Annotated in this window: 18 protein-coding genes; 15 read left to right on the top strand and 3 right to left on the bottom strand. The window is 38.5% G+C overall.

Annotated features, from left to right (window positions below; translation table 11 throughout):
* Positions 1-216: 216 nt before the first annotated feature.
* The 6 genes from queA (at position 217) to AC27IF_RS15055 (ending at position 7,467) form a co-directional block, all read left to right on the top strand.
* Positions 217-1,275, top strand: a complete 1,059-nt coding sequence (gene queA, locus AC27IF_RS15080) for a tRNA preQ1(34) S-adenosylmethionine ribosyltransferase-isomerase QueA (RefSeq protein WP_487055166.1) — start codon at positions 217-219, stop codon at positions 1,273-1,275.
* An 80-nt stretch (positions 1,276-1,355) separates the two neighbouring features.
* Positions 1,356-2,489, top strand: coding sequence for a tRNA guanosine(34) transglycosylase Tgt (tgt, locus tag AC27IF_RS15075; protein ID WP_487055231.1), 1,134 nt, complete (start codon positions 1,356-1,358; stop codon positions 2,487-2,489).
* Positions 2,490-2,541: 52 nt separating this feature from the next.
* Positions 2,542-2,877, top strand: a complete 336-nt coding sequence (yajC, locus tag AC27IF_RS15070; protein WP_487055165.1) for a preprotein translocase subunit YajC — start codon at positions 2,542-2,544, stop codon at positions 2,875-2,877.
* A 168-nt stretch (positions 2,878-3,045) separates the two neighbouring features.
* Positions 3,046-4,893: a protein translocase subunit SecD gene (gene secD / locus AC27IF_RS15065; protein ID WP_487055164.1), complete on the top strand. Its 1,848-nt coding sequence runs from the start codon at positions 3,046-3,048 to the stop codon at positions 4,891-4,893.
* A gap of 22 nt (positions 4,894-4,915) precedes the next feature.
* Positions 4,916-5,866 carry a protein translocase subunit SecF gene (gene secF / locus AC27IF_RS15060; RefSeq protein ID WP_487055163.1) on the top strand — a complete coding sequence of 317 codons (951 nt, stop codon included), beginning with the start codon at positions 4,916-4,918 and terminating at the stop codon, positions 5,864-5,866.
* Between the two features lie 233 nt (positions 5,867-6,099).
* Positions 6,100-7,467, top strand: a complete 1,368-nt coding sequence (locus tag AC27IF_RS15055; RefSeq protein WP_487055162.1) for a DEAD/DEAH box helicase — start codon at positions 6,100-6,102, stop codon at positions 7,465-7,467.
* Between the two features lie 32 nt (positions 7,468-7,499).
* Here the strand turns inward: AC27IF_RS15055 and AC27IF_RS15050 are convergent, their stop codons facing one another.
* The 3 genes from AC27IF_RS15050 to suhB form a co-directional block, all read right to left on the bottom strand.
* Positions 7,500-10,028, bottom strand: a complete 2,529-nt coding sequence (locus tag AC27IF_RS15050; RefSeq protein WP_487055161.1) for a PilZ domain-containing protein — start codon at positions 10,026-10,028, stop codon at positions 7,500-7,502.
* A gap of 220 nt (positions 10,029-10,248) precedes the next feature.
* Positions 10,249-11,082: a uroporphyrinogen-III C-methyltransferase gene (cobA, locus tag AC27IF_RS15045; protein WP_487055160.1), complete on the bottom strand. Its 834-nt coding sequence runs from the start codon at positions 11,080-11,082 to the stop codon at positions 10,249-10,251.
* A 118-nt stretch (positions 11,083-11,200) separates the two neighbouring features.
* Positions 11,201-12,004 carry an inositol-1-monophosphatase gene (gene suhB / locus AC27IF_RS15040; protein ID WP_487055159.1) on the bottom strand — a complete coding sequence of 268 codons (804 nt, stop codon included), beginning with the start codon at positions 12,002-12,004 and terminating at the stop codon, positions 11,201-11,203.
* A gap of 339 nt (positions 12,005-12,343) precedes the next feature.
* Here suhB and trmJ point away from each other — a divergent pair, with 339 nt between their 5' ends.
* The 9 genes from trmJ to fdx all read left to right on the top strand — a co-directional run.
* Positions 12,344-13,159 (top strand): tRNA (cytosine(32)/uridine(32)-2'-O)-methyltransferase TrmJ, encoded by an 816-nt coding sequence (trmJ, locus tag AC27IF_RS15035; RefSeq protein WP_487055158.1) that lies wholly within the window; start codon positions 12,344-12,346, stop codon positions 13,157-13,159.
* Positions 13,160-13,197: 38 nt separating this feature from the next.
* Positions 13,198-14,049, top strand: coding sequence for a serine O-acetyltransferase (gene cysE / locus AC27IF_RS15030; RefSeq protein WP_487055157.1), 852 nt, complete (start codon positions 13,198-13,200; stop codon positions 14,047-14,049).
* 253 nt (positions 14,050-14,302) lie between these two features.
* Entirely contained in the window at positions 14,303-14,794 is a 492-nt protein-coding gene (gene iscR / locus AC27IF_RS15025; protein WP_487055156.1) for a Fe-S cluster assembly transcriptional regulator IscR, read from the top strand.
* A gap of 57 nt (positions 14,795-14,851) precedes the next feature.
* Positions 14,852-16,066, top strand: a complete 1,215-nt coding sequence (locus AC27IF_RS15020; RefSeq protein WP_487055155.1) for an IscS subfamily cysteine desulfurase — start codon at positions 14,852-14,854, stop codon at positions 16,064-16,066.
* Positions 16,067-16,100: 34 nt separating this feature from the next.
* The gene (gene iscU / locus AC27IF_RS15015) at positions 16,101-16,481 is read left to right on the top strand and encodes a Fe-S cluster assembly scaffold IscU (protein WP_487055154.1); all 381 of its coding nucleotides are present in this window, start codon (positions 16,101-16,103) and stop codon (positions 16,479-16,481) included.
* A gap of 36 nt (positions 16,482-16,517) precedes the next feature.
* Entirely contained in the window at positions 16,518-16,841 is a 324-nt protein-coding gene (gene iscA / locus AC27IF_RS15010) for an iron-sulfur cluster assembly protein IscA (protein WP_487055153.1), read from the top strand.
* A 167-nt stretch (positions 16,842-17,008) separates the two neighbouring features.
* Positions 17,009-17,551 (top strand): co-chaperone HscB, encoded by a 543-nt coding sequence (gene hscB, locus AC27IF_RS15005; RefSeq protein ID WP_487055152.1) that lies wholly within the window; start codon positions 17,009-17,011, stop codon positions 17,549-17,551.
* A gap of 58 nt (positions 17,552-17,609) precedes the next feature.
* Complete coding sequence (gene hscA / locus AC27IF_RS15000) at positions 17,610-19,472, top strand: Fe-S protein assembly chaperone HscA (RefSeq protein ID WP_487055151.1); 1,863 nt, start codon at positions 17,610-17,612, stop codon at positions 19,470-19,472.
* Between the two features lie 20 nt (positions 19,473-19,492).
* Positions 19,493-19,821, top strand: a 329-nt coding sequence (fdx, locus tag AC27IF_RS14995) for an ISC system 2Fe-2S type ferredoxin (protein WP_487055150.1), incomplete at its 3' end; no start/stop codon positions are given.

Below are 19,821 nucleotides of genomic sequence, written 5' to 3'. Positions count from 1 at the left end.
TTGGATAGGTTATTTCAGATAAATACTGAATATAATTAGCAATTATGTTGTTGTGTATCAAACAAGGGTAATTTCAATTCAGAGTCGGCAAATTAACTTTGCTTATTTCACTTGCCATTCATAGTGTAGAGCACTAAAATTACGCGTTTTGTTTTCATCAATATGCTTGGCTTCCGTTGTGGCGGCTTAAGCAAAAAGGCAGTTTAATTAATTACCATGCGAGTTTCAGATTTTTCCTTTGATTTACCTAACGAGCTAATCGCTCGATTTCCAAAAGCCGATCGAACCGCGAGTCGATTAATGGTGCTAGAAGGCAATACCGGCGCTACTGCTGATTTAGGCTTTACGGATATTTTATCGCAATTAAATGCAGGCGATTTGCTGGTTTTTAATAATACTCGGGTTATTCCTGCTCGCATGTTCGGTCAAAAATCTAGTGGCGGTAAAATAGAAGTATTGGTTGAACGTTTAATCGATAAAAATACGGTGTTGGCACATATTCGCGCGAGCAAATCCCCAAAAGTGGGCGCAGAGCTGCTGCTAGAAGGTAAGGCTAAAGCCACTATGGTAGCTCGACATGGTGCATTATTTGAATTGAAGTTTGAAGGAGAACAATCTGTACTCTCCATTTTAGATGAAATAGGGCATATGCCACTGCCACCTTATATTGATAGACCTGATGAAACTAGCGATAGAGAACGTTATCAAACGGTTTATAACGAAAAGCCAGGCGCAGTCGCTGCGCCAACAGCCGGCTTACATTTTGATGACGCATTATTAGAGCAAATAAAAGCTAAAGGTGTTGAATTAGCTTTTGTTACCCTGCATGTGGGAGCGGGAACTTTTCAGCCCGTGAAAGTGGATGAGATTGCTGACCACATTATGCATGCTGAATATGTCGAAGTTAGCGAAGACGTTGTGGCACAAATTAATAACACTAAAGCGAATGGCGGCCGAATCGTTGCGGTAGGCACTACTTCAGTTCGTTCTTTAGAAAGTGCAGCTAAATCATCACTAGAAAAAGGTACTGAGCTAACGCCATTTTATGGTGATACAGATATCTTTATCACCCCAGGTTATGAATTCCAATTAGTGGATGCACTGTTAACTAATTTTCATTTATCTGAATCAACGTTATTAATGTTAGTTAGCGCTTTTGCTGGCTATGACAATATTATTAACGCGTATCAACACGCAATCAGTGAAAAATATCGCTTTTTTAGTTATGGCGATGCCATGTTTCTGACTAAACAAGAATTAACGAAAACATCGTAAGCGGGAATTTATTCGCGCTATTGTAAACAACCATCAGCCTGTCTCGCTGGTAGGTAAAGGAAATATTTATGAACAAAAAAATGCTATACACACTGCTTAATACCGATGGTAAAGCGCGCCGAGGACGTTTAACGTTTGACCGTGGCACAATCGAAACCCCAGCTTTTATGCCTGTCGGTACTTATGGCACCGTTAAAGGTATGAAAACAGAAGAAGTTGCAGCAACGGGTGCTGAAATTATTTTAGGTAATACCTTTCACTTAATGTTGCGCCCAGGCACAGATATAATTGAGCAACATGGCGGTTTACATGAATATATGAATTGGGATAAACCCATTTTAACCGATTCAGGCGGCTTCCAAGTCTTTAGCTTAGGTAAAATGCGCAAGATTACAGAAGAGGGTGTTCGCTTTAGCTCGCCAGTAAACGGTGAGAAAATTATGTTAACGCCGGAGCGCTCTATGGAAGTACAGCGCAGTTTAAATTCTGATATCGTCATGATATTTGATGAATGTACGCCATACCCAGCAACACATAAAGAATCTAAAGACTCTATGGAGTTATCTTTACGTTGGGCACAACGTTCAAAAGATGCACATGGCGATAGTCCTAATGCGCTTTTTGGTATAGTACAAGGTGGCATGTATGAAGATTTACGCGAAGTGTCAGTTAATGGCTTAAAAGCGATTGATTTTGATGGTTATGCTATTGGTGGTTTATCAGTAGGCGAGCCCAAAGAAGATATGATCCGCATATTAGATCACACCGCCCCCTTGATTCCCCAGAATAAGCCCCGATACTTGATGGGAGTAGGCAAACCTGAAGACTTAGTTGAAGGTGTTCGTCGCGGTATCGATATGTTTGACTGTGTTATGCCAACACGAAATGCGCGTAACGGTCATTTATTTGTCAATACGGGTGTGATTAAAATTCGTAATGCCAGTAATAAGACTGATACCGGACCTTTAGATCCAACATGTGATTGCTATACCTGTAAAAATTATTCACGTGCTTATTTGCATCATTTGGATAAGTGTAAAGAGATTTTAGGATCACAGTTAAATACACTGCATAACTTACATTTTTATCAAAAAGTTATGCAAGGTTTGCGTGATGCGATAGAGCAAGGTAGATTAGACGCCTTTGTGGAAGAATTTTATGCCTTAAGGGATAAACCCGTACCACCGTTAGCGGAAGGTAGTGAACAAGTTTAGGCTATTTTTAGCACAATTTTATTTATTATTAAAAGAAGTATAAGAGGATATTATGAGTTTATTTATTAGTACAGCCCACGCAGCAGCCGCTCCAGCCCCAGCAGGAGGCAGTATGGAAATGATCATCATGCTAGCTGTGTTTGGTTTAGTTTTTTACTTTATGATTTATCGTCCACAAGCTAAACGTGTTAAAGAGCATAAAAGCTTAATGTCAGCTTTATCAAAAGGTGATGAAGTATTAACGCAAGGTGGTATTGTTGGTAAAATCGTTAAAGTTTCAGATGAAAAAGACTTTATTGTTGTTAGCATCGCTGAAGGTACTGAAGTGACAGTACAAAAAGGTGCAATAAACGCAGTATTACCTAAAGGCACAATGAAAAGTTTGTAGCACTTAATCTCATAGCTATTTGTCACTGTAGCAGTATCGGAAATACTCATTGACGTTCGTCAACTGCGTGTTTCCTTTTGCTACAGCAACAACTAGCGTCGAGCTTGAATACTACCGTTATAGTTTTGTAGTTATAGAATTAGATTTAAGTAATAAAAAGGACAGATTGTGTTAAATAGATACCCTTTATGGAAAACACTGATGGTGGCGTTTATCGTTGCACTTGGTGCGCTCTATGCCACTCCTAACTTGTATGGTGAAGATCCTGCTGTACAGGTGTCGGGATTACGTGGTGTTGAAGCAAATGTTACCACCCTTGACACAATTAAAGGGCATTTGGCTGCAAACGAAATTGACTATGCCAGTATCGTTTTAGAAAATGGTCAAATATTAACACGTTTTAAAAACACCGAAGAGCAATTAAAAGCGCGTGATGTACTTGATGATAACTTAGGTAAACAGTATTCAGTTGCTCTAAACCTAACGCCTGATACGCCTGATTGGCTAGCAAGCATTGGTGGTGCACCAATGAAATTAGGTTTGGATTTAAGTGGTGGTGTTAGCTTCTTAATGGAAGTTAATATGAAAGAAGCCATTAATAAAGCCAAAGTAGGCATGGTTGCTGATTTTCGTGGTGATTTACGTAATGAAAAAATTCGTTATCGTAGCGTAAAAGAAGATAATGATGCCATAGTGGTTAAATTTCGAAAAGTTGAAGACTTAGACGCAGGTCAATCGTTATTGAAAAAACGCTATCGCGATTTATTACTTGATACCGATGAAGATACGTTAACCTTAACGGCGAAAATGACTGAGGTGAAACTCAAAGAGATTCGTGAATACGCCCTTCAACAAAATATTACCATTATTCGTAACCGTGTTAACGAATTAGGTGTTGCCGAGCCGCTAGTTCAGCGCCAAGGTAAGAAACATATTGTTATTGAATTACCGGGTGTTCAAGATACAGCTAAAGCTAAAGAGATCCTTAATGCTACGGCAACTATCGAGTTTAGATTAGTTGATACCGAAGGTGACTTATCAGCCGCACTAAATGGTCGCGTACCAGCTAATTCTATTCTATTAACGGATAAAGATGGTAAGCCAACGTTACTGAAAAAACGTATTATGCTGACGGGTGATCACATCACAGATGCTAAATCAGGTTTTGATGAATATTCTCGTCCGCAAGTTAATATTTCACTTGATAGTGCCGGTGGCTCTAAAATGTCAAACGGCACTAAGAGTAATATTGGTAAACCAATGGCTACGGTATTTATTGAATATAAGCCTACTGAGCGACGTGACCCTGAAGGCAACATTATCTTTGAAAAAGTACAAGAAGTTATTTCGGTTGCCACTATTCAAGCTCGATTAGGAAAAAGCTTCCGTATTACTGGTGCAGGCTCTCAAGCAGAAGCACATAATTTAGCGTTATTATTACGTGCAGGTGCGTTAATTGCACCAATAACGATTGTTGAAGAGCGTACTGTTGGTCCAACGTTAGGTGCTGAAAATGTACAACTTGGCTTCCAAGCGATTATGATGGGCTTTGGTCTAGTCTTTATCTTTATGATTATCTATTACCGAGCTTTTGGTATTGTTGCTAACTTTGCATTAGGTGCAAACTTAGTGTTAATTGTTGGTGTGATGTCAATGATCCCCGGAGCCACGTTAACCTTGCCTGGTATGGCGGGTATTGTTTTAACTGTTGGTATGGCAGTAGATGCAAACGTTTTGATATTTGAGCGTATTCGAGAAGAAATACGTGAAGGTAAAACTATCCAGCAAGCTATTCATCAAGGCTATGATGCAGCATTTTCAACCATTATTGATGCCAACATCACCACCTTAATTGCAGCGCTAATTTTATTTGCTGTTGGTACAGGCCCTGTGAAAGGCTTCGCGGTAACATTGTCTATCGGTATATTGACATCAATGTTCACTTCAGTGGTAGGCTCAAGAACCATAGTTAATGCAATTTGGGGCGGTAAAAGCCTTAAAAAGCTACCAATATAGATAAGACGGGAATTTAAATATTATGCAAATTTTACGATTGAAAGAAACCGTCTCCTTTATGAAGTATCGCAAATTCGCGATGGTTTTCAGTGCGGTATTAATGATAGTAGCGATAACTTCTCTAGCTACCAATAAATTAAACTTTGGTTTAGATTTTACCGGTGGAACGCTTATCGAAGTGGGTTTTGAACAAGCGGCAGACTTACAAAACTTACGTAGTCTAATGCAAGAAAATGGTCATGATGATGCCAAAGTTCAGTTTTATGGCAGTAGTCGTGATGTCGTTATTCGTCTTGGCCTACGCGAAGATGTTAAAGCTGAAATGCTAGGTAATGAAATACTGTCCATACTTGAAAACGGTACAGGTCAAAAAATTGATATGCGTCGTATCGAATTTGTTGGCGCAAGTGTTGGTGATGAATTAGCAGAGCAGGGTGGTTTAGCTATGCTAACAGCACTGATCTGTATTTTAGTTTACGTTGCTTTCAGGTTTGAATGGCGTTTTGCTATTGGCTCTGTTGTGGCTTTATTTCACGATGTACTACTTACTTTAGGTTTGTTTTCAATTTTAGGATTAGAGTTTGATTTAACGGTACTTGCAGCAATATTGGCCGTAATTGGTTATTCACTCAATGATACTATTGTGGTCTCAGATCGTATTCGAGAAAACTTTAGAAAAATACGTGATACGCTGCCAGAAGATATTATTAATATTTCTTTAACTCAAACGTTAAGTCGTACTTTCATCACTTCAATAACAACGTTATTAGTATTAGCGGCGTTATTCTTTAAAGGTGGTGCCTTAATTCACGGTTTTGCCACCGCTTTATTATTTGGTGTTTTTGTAGGTACTTACTCTTCAATTTACGTAGCATCGTTAGTGGCATTATCTTTAGGTATTTCCAGAGAAGATTTAATCCCGGAAGTTATTGAGAAAGAAGGTGAAGAACAAGACGAAATGATGATGCCTTAAAAAGCATTCACTGTTAACCGTTTTAAAAGGCCGAGCAACACTGTTGCTCGGCTTTATTGTTTTTAGAGAGCAGTGTTTAAACTATATTTGTACCAATTCAATGACCCTTGCTGTATGCTGCACGCCTTTAATACCAATTACACTAATTTAATTCTCGCTAAGTGGTCAATTAATTAATGTACTTGGTATAACTCGCTGTCCTTCTATCGCAACTTTACATCAAGAGATTATTTATGAGTTCAACTGTGCAAAAATTTACCGAATTAGGCCTATCAGAGCCACTGTTAAAAGCGGTACGTGATCAAGGTTATGATACTCCATCACCTATCCAAGCACAGGCGATTCCTGCGGTTATCTTAGGTAAAGATGTTATGGCGGCTGCCCAAACGGGTACCGGAAAAACAGCTGGTTTCACCCTGCCTTTATTACAACGCTTAAGTAGTCAAAAAGGCGTTAAGGTAGCAGCAAACAATGTTCGTGCTTTAGTATTAACACCAACGCGTGAATTAGCTGCGCAGGTGAGTGACAGTATCACCGGCTATGGTAAGTATTTAAATTTACACTCTACCGTTGTATTTGGCGGCGTTAAAATTAACCCACAAATGATGCGCTTAAGACAAGGGGTTGATGTATTAGTCGCGACGCCAGGTAGATTGCTTGATTTATATAATCAAAATGCAGTGAAGTTCTCACAACTTGAAGTACTTATCTTGGATGAAGCCGATCGCATGTTGGATATGGGCTTTATTCGCGACATCAAAAAAATAATTGCCGTTCTGCCGGCTAAAAGACAGAACTTACTCTTTTCGGCAACGTTTTCACCTGATATTCGTGCTTTGGCGAAAGGCTTAGTACATAAACCATTAGAAATTTCGGTGAATCCAGAAAACTCTACCGCAGAAAAAGTGACTCAATGGTTAACCGCGGTAGATAAAAAGCGCAAACCAGCTGTACTGACCCATTTAATTAAAGAGAATAATTGGCGACAAGTTCTGGTGTTTACTAAAACTAAACATGGCGCTAATAAGCTGACTCGCCATCTAGAGGCTGAAGGATTAACTGCAGCAGCTATCCATGGTAATAAAAGCCAAGGAGCACGTACAAAAGCGCTCGCTTCTTTTAAAGATGGCCGAGTACAAATTTTAGTGGCAACAGATATTGCGGCTCGTGGAATCGATATAGATCTATTACCTAACGTGGTAAATTTTGACTTACCTAATGTGCCAGAAGATTATGTTCACCGTATTGGGCGAACAGCCCGAGCAGGTAACACAGGTCAAGCTGTGTCTTTAGTTTGCGCTGATGAATTAAAATTATTATGGGATATCGAGCATGTTATTCAACAGCATATCGAGCGTAAACCGTTAGATAAATTCACACCAGTGAATGAGCTAGGAGAGTCTCGTCAACTAAGGCCTTTAAAAGCCAAAAAACCAAAAAAAATTAAAAAGCCTAATACGACCAAAGTTGAGCATAAAGATGGGCAGCATTTATCTAAGGGGCATCAGGCGCAGTCTAAAAACAACAATGCTAATACTAAGCCTGCTGGTAAGCGTCATAAACCTCGCCGTGCCAGATCACAAGCTAACCAACCAAAATAAAGTAGCCTTAACAGTTAATTTTATTGAAGTGACTAGCCTGCATTCGCTAATTCCTGTTTGACAATAAAATTGTCAAACAGTTGTAGCACTTGCTCTGTATGATCGGTGATCTCACCAATTCCAGTCATCAAGGACATCGCATTAGTAAGATCATGCGCATGTGATGCAGAAATTTGTTCAAGATAACTTAACTCGTCACGAAAATACTTATCGATTATTTTACTCGGTTTAGACAGTTGTACTCTAAGAATACTAGGCTTTTTAATACTGCGTATTTTATCGAGTACATTGTTAAGCTTGCCGCTAGTTTGTAGTTGTTTTATATCGCTAAACCAAAAGGTGAATTGTTCACTCGATTGTGATTTCCTCGGTATAGTTAAAATATAAAAAACTTCGATGGGTTTTTCAGCATTTATTCTATTGAGTAATGATAAACAATAATTTCTAAACTTTTCTTGTTCAACCATTTTTAGCAGTAATGCTTTTGGACACGCTTCTTCGTCATCAAAAGGTTTAATTTGCGTGTGTTGATTCATTGCAACAGAGCTAATATGCCACTGACGTTTATCTTGGTGTATGAAGAAGGGCACAGATAAATGATTATTGGCGTATATATTACGCATTGCTTTTTGAAGGCCATAAATACTATCTTGCTCGAAGCCGCAATGAGGTAGATTATCCATGTTTTGATAAATATATTCACGAAATGCTTGGCAAGCAGCATGCTTATTGTCATGACCATTGATGACGACACGTAACAGACGATCATCTTGACTACTAAGCAATTGATATGACTGGTTTGGCATGGCTAACAATTTACCACGATACGGAACTTCTATTTTAAGACGAAGGTCTGAGCCAGGCTTTAACTTAACAGGTTTTTCTAGTTCAATTAACATACCTTTGGTAGATATATTTTTGGTTTTACCTTTAATATTGATTGGCAGCTTATCACTATAACTTAAGGTTAATGCTAATTCGCACTCAAACCTATCTTCAGTACGTAAGTCATTATTATTTATAGCAACCACTTCCATAGTGGACTTTCTAGCTAATTTGGGCAGTGAAAATTTTGCTGGAAACTTAAGTGCAGTTTCACTGGACTGCTGTACATCTGTAACTGCAAGTGCATCATGTAGCGCTAAAACATCATTAAGCTCAGTAACATCTGTTAATATAGCGAGTTGGCTACTTGCTTTAAGTAATGTCGACGTTTGCTTATTATGAGGGCGATTTAAAACCGCCATTGCAGGGCTAATATAATCAGGTAATGCACTAGGGACATGAGCGTCTTGTTGGGCATTAACTTTCAACACTCTTAAGCGAATGTAACGATAATCACCCGTAAGGATTTGCTTACTTAAAAGGCTACTTGCAGCATAGTCGTTTGCTAACTGGCTTTGCCAAATAATAACAAATTGCTGTTTATTTTGATCATTTTCAAGGTATTGATGCTTAAGTATATAAGCGTAATCATCGAACTCTTGTTGACTATTTAAAGCTGCTTGAATTTCTTTATTACCAAATAAGCGCGTTAGGGGTTCATAACCATCTTCTTCAGCAAAGAAGTTCCACAAACCGAGGTTACTCGGAGTTTGTAAACTGATAGACGGTCGCCAACCCGTCTGATACCGTGCGCACAGCATTGGGATATCTAGTGTATTACTTAATAAGAATTGCTCATGACATTTAGCATTGATAGAAGCGATTAATGGCTGTATTTGTTTACTTTGGGATTTATTAAGTAATTGAACGCGCTTAGTTAATAAGTCATTAAGTGCGCCAAGCATCTTATTATCAGAAACTTGACTTAACTTAAGTAAATAATGGCTAGATTTCCCTGATTGTGGTCTCTTATGATCTTCAACTGTGTACTCAAGGACAATTTCATCTTGAAAGTCTAAAACACTATCATGATCGTAAAACCATAAATAGACGACCTCACTGGTATCAACTATTGCTTGTAATGGGGTTTTAATTACGCAGCCACTCGCATTTACATCTAGGGGAGATACTTCAATTCCCACTTCCAGTTTGCCTTTTTTTGACATTCCGAGAGGATCATAACTGAACAACCGACATTTTGATTTCGCATTCACTTGTGGTTCATCAAAAAAGTCGTCATTGACTAGGCTGACTTGTTGTACTTCTTCAATGGCAATTTTGCTATGAGCTTTAGCTTCATTTTCAGCATTAACCATAGCTCGATGACGTAATTTAGCTTTTTCATTTAGCTCATTGTAAATATGAATACTAAACAAGCCTCGATTGTTTTTGACGCTGTCAACGAAAAGCGTTTTAGATATTTCATCCAAATAATGACAAACGTTTTCATGTTGTACTGGCTGACAATGATCAAAATATGGACGAAAATCCATCACTAAATTACATGGTTTGGATAAGCGCTTTATTTCCATTTTGATTAGGAAGCGCTTAGAGCCTGGAAGCTCAGGAGTTAGTTTTTCAATTAAGGTGTCTAATTTAGGATGAACAGCGTATGAAATCAGACTTAATATAATTGTTTTAAATTGTGATAAATCTTCGCTTAATTGCGCAGCCATTGTAATAGTCTTATTTATTATATTTATCTGCTCTTTGGCAGAGTTGTTACAACTTAATTAGATCTTTTAAAGTCGTTATTTTGCAGGCTTACCAATGGCAAGAAAGCGTTACAAATCCATCTATCTAGCGAACTTTATAGACTAAAGTCTAATTGAATAATGTACTGTACGAAAAACGGACTAGTTTTACTAGTTTTTATTAAGGATTGTTACATTTTTGTTACGATTTGCTAGTGATTTCATTTTTGTTTGTACTATTATAATTCGGCGATAAATAGCCTAAGTTTTGTAATTGTCCGGCATCAAATGTATTAACAACATCACCAATAATGATTAAGCTCGGTGGCTTAATATTATGACGCGTTACTAATTCAGCTAAGTTCTTTAAAGAGCCTTTTACCACTTGTTGATCTGAATGTGTTCCTTTTCGAATTAATGCCGCAGGAGTGTTTTCATTACGTCCAGCATTAATTAATTGTTCAGTGATAATCGGTAAACTTTTTATACCCATGTAAAAGACGACAGTTTGTTTTGTATCACTTAAGGTCTGCCATGGTAAATCTAATGCACCATTATCTTGCACATTACCGGTTATTAAGGTGCAAGATTGGGCAACTTGTCGATGAGTTAGCGGGATACCTGCATAGCTAGAGCAGGCTGAAGCAGCAGTCATTCCTGGCACAATATGACAAGGAATATCGTTAGCAAGTATAAATTGGGCTTCTTCGCCACCGCGACCAAAAACAAAGGGGTCACCACCTTTTAATCGCAAAACTCTTTTATTTAGCTTGGCATGATCGACTAGTAATTGATTAATACCTTCCTGAGGGACACGATGGTCTGCTTGCTTTTTACCAACATAAATTTTTTTACAGTTTTCAGGGAGTAAGGCCATTATCTCGGCGCTAACTAATCGGTCGTAAATGACGACTTCAGCCTGCTGAATAAAACGATAGGCCTGTAAAGTTAATAAGTCAGGATCGCCTGGTCCTGCGCCGACTAATGCGACTTCGCCAGAAAGAAATGCTTGTTTATTTGAAGGTGGAATTATCATTGTGGTTACTACTATTAATCTTTGCTCATAAAGTAAGTAAAGCAAAAAAAGCGCCATAAGGCGCTTTTTAATAAAAAAAAATTATATCAACTTAGCACATAAGTAAGTTCTGGTTATATCACTTACTTAGTGCTTCCCCCAAATGTGGGCGGATGCTTTTTAATATTTCTTTTTGTAATCGAGTACTACTAGCTACAATATTACCTGATTTCACGTGGTTATGGCCGCCAGTAAAATCTGTCACTAAACCACCAGCTTCAATAACTAATAATTCACCTGCCGCGGTATCCCAAGGCTTTAAACCTATTTCAAAATAACCATCTACTCGACCAGAAGCAACGTATGCCAAATCAAGAGCCGCAGAGCCAGCTCTACGCATATCTGAAGTTTTTTGAAATAATGAAGCGAACATTGCCATGTAAGCATTAGTATGTTGCTTGTGTTTAAAAGGAAAGCCAGTAGCTAAAACTGTTGCAGATAAGTCTTTATGAGCTTTAACACGAATACGCATGCCATTTAATTGTGCTCCTTTACCTCTACTTGCAGTAAAAAGTTCACCGCGAATAGGGTCAAACACAACAGCTTGATCAAGTTTGCCTTTTACTTTCAATGCGATTGAAACGGCAAAATGAGGAATACCTTTAATAAAGTTTGTGGTGCCATCAAGAGGATCAATAATCCATTGATAGTCATCATCAGAGCCTGTTAATACGCCAGACTCTTCACCAACAATAGTGTGCTCTGGGTATGATTTACGAATAGTTTCAATAATTGCTTGTTCAGCTGCTGTGTCAACACTGGTAACAAAGTCGTTAGTGCCTTTCGATTCAACTTCAACTTTATCTAGTTGCTCAAAAGAGCGGATAATAACTTTTCCTGCATTGCGCGCAGCGCGCACGGCAATATTTAGCATGGGATGCATAATAGAGTACCTATTTGTAAATGGCTTTTAAAAGAACGATGCTGAATTGAAGAAAAACATCCTCAAAATTCAAGCGCGCGAAGTATAGCAAAATTTTAAACCTTTGGCGATAAAGTTATTCATAAAACGTTCAATAAATAGACGGCGATACTTTAAGTAATAAAATATTATTGTTTAAATATAATTTCATATAGAAAAATAAACTAGCTTAAACAAACTTGGTTTATTGATAATACGTGCTTTTTAACAAGCACAGCAGTAATCTTCTATGGTAGAATCTTAGGCATGAAGCAGGGTAGTTTATCCCTAAATAAAAGCTAAATATGAGCGTAGAGTAAAATGTCAGATTCGAATTCACCAGCAAAGAAAAGTAATTTATTAGAGCAAGTTCGTATTGTGTTAGTAAACACATCAGACTGTCGAAATATTGGTAGCGCTGCCCGAGCGATGAAAACAATGGGATTAAGCCAACTTATATTAGTTGATCCTATCGAAATGCCGAATGGGCAAGCACAAGCTTTAGCAGCAGGTGCTACTGATGTATTGGCTAATGCAAAAGTGGTTAGTACATTGAGTGAAGCGATAAGTGATTGTGGTTTAGTCGTTGGCACAAGTGCTCGCTCGCGTACACTTCCATGGCCTATGCTTGAGCCTAGAAACTGTGGTGAAAAGATGGTGGCTGAAGCAAACGATTATCCTGTCGCTTTAGTTTTTGGTAGAGAGAGCAGTGGTTTAACTAATGAAGAGTTACAGCTTTGTCATTTTCATGTGCAAATTCCAGCTAACCCAGACTACAGTTCTTTAAACCTTGCGATGGCTGTACAAACATTAAGTTATGAAGTTCGTACTAGCTACTTATTATCACTAGCGGATGCAAGTGAGGAACAAAGTACAGGTAACGGCAGTTATGTCGGCAAGGGTTCTTCTAGCGCAAATAATGAAGATGATGAAGCATATCCAGTATCGGAAGAAACTGAACGCTTTTATCAACATTTTGAGGATGCACTTAAAGCAACTGGCTTTATTGGTGATAAACACCCAGGTTTGGTAATGACGAAATTAAGACGTTTATATAATCGTGCTCGTCCAGATGTAAAAGAAATTAAAATGATGCGTGGTATCTTAGCTTCAATCGAAAGAGCCGCTAATAAGTAAGTCTAAATCTCAACTAGAGAAGTATGTAAGGAAAAAGTATGTTCACCCGCATGAAAGAAGACATTAACAGTGTTTTTGACAGAGATCCCGCAGCACGCACTACCTTTGAAGTATTGCTGAATTACCCAGGATTGCATGCTATTTGGTTACACCGTTTAAGTCACCGATTATGGCGTGCAAATTGGAAATTGTTAGCACGAAGTTTATCGACCTTTTCTCGATGGTTAACAGGTATAGAGATTCATCCCGGTGCAACACTCGGTCGCCGATTTTTTATCGATCATGGCATGGGCGTTGTTATTGGTGAAACGGCTGAAATTGGTGATGATGTCACTTTATATCATGGTGTAACACTAGGGGGAACAAGTTGGAACTCTGGTAAGCGTCATCCTACTTTAGAAGATAATGTTGTTATCGGTGCAGGTGCTCAAGTACTGGGTCCTATTACTATAGGGAAGAGTGGTAAAGTAGGCTCTAATTCCGTTGTGGTAAAAGATCTGCCTGAAAATGCAACCGCAGTAGGTATTCCTGCCCGTATTGTAAGCAGCAAGAATAGTAATGGTAATTCATTACTAGATTCTGAAGAAAAGTTAAATGGTCACGATGGTAAAGAATCTCGAAATAAAGCCGCGAAGAAATTTGGTTTTGATGCTTATGCCGTTTCTACCGACAATCCTGACCCGGTCGCAAAAGCAATAGGTCGATTGTTAGATCATATGCACTTAATGGACGATAAAGTCGCTAATCTGTGTAAAGAAGTCAATAACCTAGGAGGCGATGTTTGCTCCGAAAGCTTACCTGAATTAAGAGTAGGTGAATTTGTTGAAGATGAAAAAGCTGCCGCTAAACGTCGTGAGCTTAAAGTTGCTAGCTTTGATCCTGAAATTTAATTTATCTAAAAATCATTGTTTTTCATGTCTTTATCGAACAATTGAAATAATAGTTGACTAAAATAGTCAACTATTCCTTTTCGCTGCAAAGAAGTTGGTGTAAAATACTTGAGTATATTAGTCAGGTATATACTTGATTAAATTTTAAGGTTATGTAAAATTGCGCGCCAATAGGCTATGAACAAGTAGTTTTGCTAAGCCGAAAGTTTTTATTTGGCAACGTATAAAATTTCTATGCACGAAAGAGTACATTATGAAACTAACCTCTAAAGGTCGCTATGCTGTTACAGCAATGTTAGATGTAACTATACACGCTGCCAATGGTCCGGTGTCATTAGCTGACATTTCAGAGCGACAAGAAATATCACTCTCGTATTTAGAGCAGTTATTTTCAAAACTGCGTAAAAATGGTTTGGTCATTAGCATTCGAGGTCCTGGCGGTGGTTATCGTTTAGGAAAATGCTCTGCTCAAATTGCTGTTGCTGATGTTATTAGTGCTGTAAATGAAAGCGTTGACGCAACAAAATGCCAAGGTAAAGGCAATTGCCAAGGCGGAGAACAATGTTTAACTCATTCATTATGGGAAGGGTTAAGCAACCGAATAGAAGAGTTTTTACAAAATATTACCCTAGCAGAATTAGTGGCTAAAAGTGACGTGAAAACTGTTTCTAAACGACAAGATGAGATACATATTTCTACGAAGAAAGAACCTTCGTTTGAAACCATTATTCCTATTAATATGTAATGTATTAATTTTTTAGATCGATTTTAGAAAATCCGTACAAGTGGAGAAAGAGAGCAAATGAAGCTACCTATTTATTTTGATTACTCAGCTACTACCCCTGTTGATAAACGTGTAGCAGAAAAAATGGTGCAATACATGACCACCGATGGTCATTTTGGTAACCCTGCGTCACGTTCGCATAAGTTTGGCTGGCAAGCCGAAGAAGCTGTAGATATAGCACGTAATCAAATCGCAGAATTGATTAATGCCGACCCTCGTGAAATTGTGTTCACCTCTGGTGCCACTGAATCTGATAACCTTGCTATTAAAGGTGCTGCCAATTTTTACGACAAAAAAGGCAAGCATATCATTACTTGTAAAACCGAGCATAAAGCGGTTCTTGATACGTGTCGTGAACTTGAAAGGCAAGGTTTTGAAGTTACTTACCTTGATCCTGAAGAAAATGGCTTGATTGACCTTAATAAGCTTGAAGCAGCAATGCGTGATGACACTATTTTAGTAAGTATCATGCACGTAAATAACGAAATTGGTGTTATACAAGACATTAGCGAAATTGGCGAGATGTGTCGTGCTCGTAAAATTATATTCCATGTTGATGCTGCGCAAAGTGCCGGTAAAATCAACATTGATCTTCAGCATTTAAAAGTAGATTTATTATCAATATCTGCACATAAAATGTATGGCCCTAAAGGGATTGGTGCTCTATACGTACGTCGTAAACCACGTATTCGCTTAGAAGCACAAATGCACGGTGGTGGCCATGAACGTGGTATGCGCTCTGGCACACTAGCAACGCATCAAATTGTTGGTATGGGTGAAGCTTGCCGTATCGCTAAAGAAGAAATGCAACAAGATCTTGAGCATGTAACAGCTATGCGCGACCGCCTATGGGCAGGTTTAAATAGCATGGAGCAAGTCTTCATTAATGGTGATGCTGATAAGCGTTATTCAGGTAATTTAAATGTAAGCTTCAACTTCGTTGAAGGTGAATCATTGATTATGGCATTGAAAGATTTAGCAGTATCATCAGGCAGCGCTTGTACTTCTGCTAGTTTAGAGCCTTCTTATGTACTTCGTGCATTAGGATTAAATGATGAAATGGCGCACAGTTCTATTCGATTTAGTTTCGGTCGTTTCACGACTACTGAAGAAATAGATCACGCAATCAATATCATACAAAAATCTATCGGTCACTTACGTGACATGTCACCGCTTTGGGAAATGTTTAAAGACGGTATCGACTTAGACTCAATTGAATGGGCTGGACACTAGGCTCTGCCTATTGTCACAGTGAGGAGAAAGAAAAATGGCTTATAGTGAAAAAGTAATCGACCATTATGAAAATCCGCGTAACGTGGGCTCTATGGACAAAAGTGATCCATCAGTAGCAACTGGTATGGTTGGCGCACCCGCTTGTGGTGACGTTATGAAATTACAGTTAAAAATTTCAGATGAAGGCATTATTGAAGATGCTAAATTTAAAACCTACGGTTGTGGCTCTGCCATCGCTTCTAGTTCATTAGTGACTGAATGGGTGAAGGGTAAATCAATTGATGAAGCTGGTGAAATCAAAAATACTGCTATCGCTGAAGAATTAGCGTTACCACCAGTAAAAATTCACTGTTCAATTTTAGCTGAAGATGCAATTAAAGCGGCTATTGAAGACTATAAAAGTAAAAATGGTTAATGACTCATTAGTCAATAAGAAAACAGGATAAGAAGTATGTCAGTTATCATGACGCCAGCGGCAACAGAGCGTGTTAAATCTTTTATGACAAATCGAGGTAAAGGCCTTGGTTTGCGTTTAGGTATTAAAACAACAGGCTGTTCAGGTTTGGCTTATGTACTTGAGTTCGTTGATGACCTTAATGAAGACGATAATGTTTTTGATATCGAAGATGTTAAAATTATCATCGATACTAAAAGTCTGGTTTATCTTGAAGGCATTGAGCTAGATTTTGTTAAAGAAGGCTTGAATGAAGGTTTTAAATTCACTAACCCTAACGCCAAAGGTGAGTGTGGGTGTGGAGAGTCTTTCAACGTCTAACAAGTAATAACAAATTAATCTTATTGCTATTTTGCTCTGTTGCATCGTTGAAAGTACTCATTGACTAACGTCAACTCCGTGCTTTTGCCTTGCAGCAGAACAAACTATCTTCAAGCTAAATTTGTTATAATTTAAAAATTATCTAGTCACAGTTTATATAAATATCCGTGAGTATTATTTTGAATTACTTTCAATTATTTGATATCGAAATATCTTTTGATATCGATTTAGCACAATTATCTCAAACGTATCAATCGTTGCAAAAGGCCGTTCATCCAGATCGCTTTGCTCATGCCTCTTCTCAAGAGCAGTTAATCGCAGTGCAAAAATCATCTGAAATTAATGATGCCTATCAAACGTTGAAACAACCGCTAAAGCGAGCTGAATACCTTCTTACGCTTCGTGGTGTTGAGTTGCCCAATGAGCAACATACTTTTGGCGATACTAGCTTTTTGATGCGGCAAATGGAATTGAGAGAGATGTTAGCGGAAGTTAAATTTTCTGATGATATTGATTCTGCGCTAGAGTCTGCTCAACAAGAATTAGCGCAAGAATACCAACAGCATTTTGCTTTATTGCAAACGCAAGTGAATGAAAATACGGATGCGGCTAACTTACTTGCCTGTGATAATTTACGTAAATTAAAATTTTATCAAAAACTTAATATCGAAGTAGAGCGTTTAGAAGATAGCCTCTTTGATGATGAGTAACTTTCATTGTGTAAGTTAGGCCTTAGCCTAACAAACTAACTTATAAAATTAAGAACCCATGGCTTTATTACAAATAGCAGAACCCGGTCAAAGTACAGTACCTCATGAGCATAGATTAGCTGCGGGTATCGATTTAGGTACAACAAATTCATTAATCGCTAGTGTGCAAAGTGGTGAAGCTACAACGCTTGTTGATCACCAAGGTCGCGATATTCTCCCGTCAATAGTGACATATCAAGAAAATTCCATATTAGTGGGTGATGATGCGAAAGCATTAAGTGTTAGTGATGCACAAAATACCATTGTTTCAGCAAAACGTTTAATTGGTCGCTCGTTAAGTGATATACAAAGTAAATATCCTTCTTTACCTTACCAGTTTTGTGGCGATGAGAACCATCCAGAAATTGTCACTCGCCAGGGTAATATTAACCCTGTACAAGTTTCGGCAGAAATTTTAAAGTCTTTGAGTCAACGTGCTGAACAAGCACTCGGTGGTGAGTTAACAGGTGTCGTGGTTACTGTACCGGCACACTTTGATGATGCTCAGCGTCAAAGTACAAAAGATGCGGCTAAATTGGCTGGTGTTAATGTACTACGTTTATTAAATGAACCAACGGCTGCCGCTGTAGCGTACGGTTTGGATTCAGGTCAAGAAGGTGTTATTGCTATCTATGATTTAGGTGGTGGTACTTTTGATATTTCAATTTTACGCCTTAATAAAGGTGTGTTTGAAGTCCTTGCAACAGGAGGCGACTCGGCCTTAGGTGGTGATGATTTTGATGTTGCATTAGCCGATTATTTTGTTGAACAGTCGGGGTTAACAAGACCACTTTCCCCTTCGCTTGAAAGACAGCTTATGCAACAGGCTTGCTCGGCAAAAGAGCAGTTAACCACACAAGATAGCGTAGAAATAAATGTCAGTGTTTCAAGTGAAAGTACTTGGACTTATACACTGACTAAATCAATGTTTGAGGGTATTATTTCATCACTGGTGAAAAAGACCTTACGTGCTTGTCGCCGTAGTCTAAAAGATGCCTGTATTAGCGTTGATGAAGTAATTGAAGTTGTAATGGTTGGTGGCTCTACTCGTGTTCCTCTAGTGCGCAGTGAAGTAGAAAAGTATTTTAATAAAACGCCATTAACTTCCATCGATCCAGATAAAGTCGTTGCCATTGGCGCTGCAATTCAAGCTGATATTCTTGCCGGCAATAAACCTGATAGCGACATGTTACTTCTTGACGTTATTCCTTTGTCATTAGGTTTAGAAACCATGGGTGGTTTGGTGGAGAAAGTTATTCCTCGTAATACCACAATCCCTGTTGCGAAAGCACAAGAGTTCACCACCTTTAAAGACGGACAAACGGCGATGGCGGTTCATGTGTTGCAAGGTGAGCGAGAATTAGTAGATGATTGTCGTTCTTTAGCACGCTTTGAGCTGCGTGGTATTCCTGCAATGACCGCAGGAGCGGCACATATTCGTGTTACTTTTAAAGTTGATGCCGATGGTCTGTTATCAGTGACAGCGATGGAAAAATCATCAGGTGTAGAGTCGAGTATCGAGGTTAAACCTTCATTTGGTTTAGACGATAGCAAGATCACCCAAATGCTAAAAGACTCTATGAGTCATGCTAAAGCAGATATAGATGCGCGTATGCTTAAAGAGCAGCAAGTTGAAGCTGCAAGAGTCATTGAATCGATTCAAGCGGCTATTAAACAAGATAACCATTTACTTTCAGTAGACGAAACTACAGCTATTGAAGATGTTATAAAGCTATTGGCAGATATTAGCCAAGGTGACGATGCTGATGCTATTGAAGCGACAATAGAAAAATTAGATCAAGCTAGTGCTGTTTTTGCTGAGCGTCGAATGGATAGCTCAATTAATAAGGCCTTAAGCGGCCAGTCAGTTGAAAAATTGTAAAAGTTAACAGAGAACTAAAAATGCCAAAAATTATTGTATTACCTCATGAAGAGTTATGCCCAGAAGGTGCAGTGTTAGAAGCGGATAAAGGCGATACTGTCTTAAATACTATTCTAAAAAATGATATTGACTTAGAGCATGCCTGTGAAAAAGTATGCGCATGTACCACATGTCATGTCATCATCCGTGAAGGATTTGATTCAATTGAAGAGTCTGATGAATTAGAAGATGATATGCTAGATAAAGCTTGGGGGTTAGAGCCTGAATCACGTCTAAGTTGCCAAGCTATTGTTGAAGAAGAAGACTTGGTTGTTGAGATACCGAAATACACGGTTAATATGGTCTCTGA

This window comes from Colwellia sp. KS18-150, assembly GCF_057551365.1.
The sequence above is the reverse complement of the archived record's forward strand: the minus strand, read 5'-3'. Positions and strand labels throughout refer to the sequence as shown.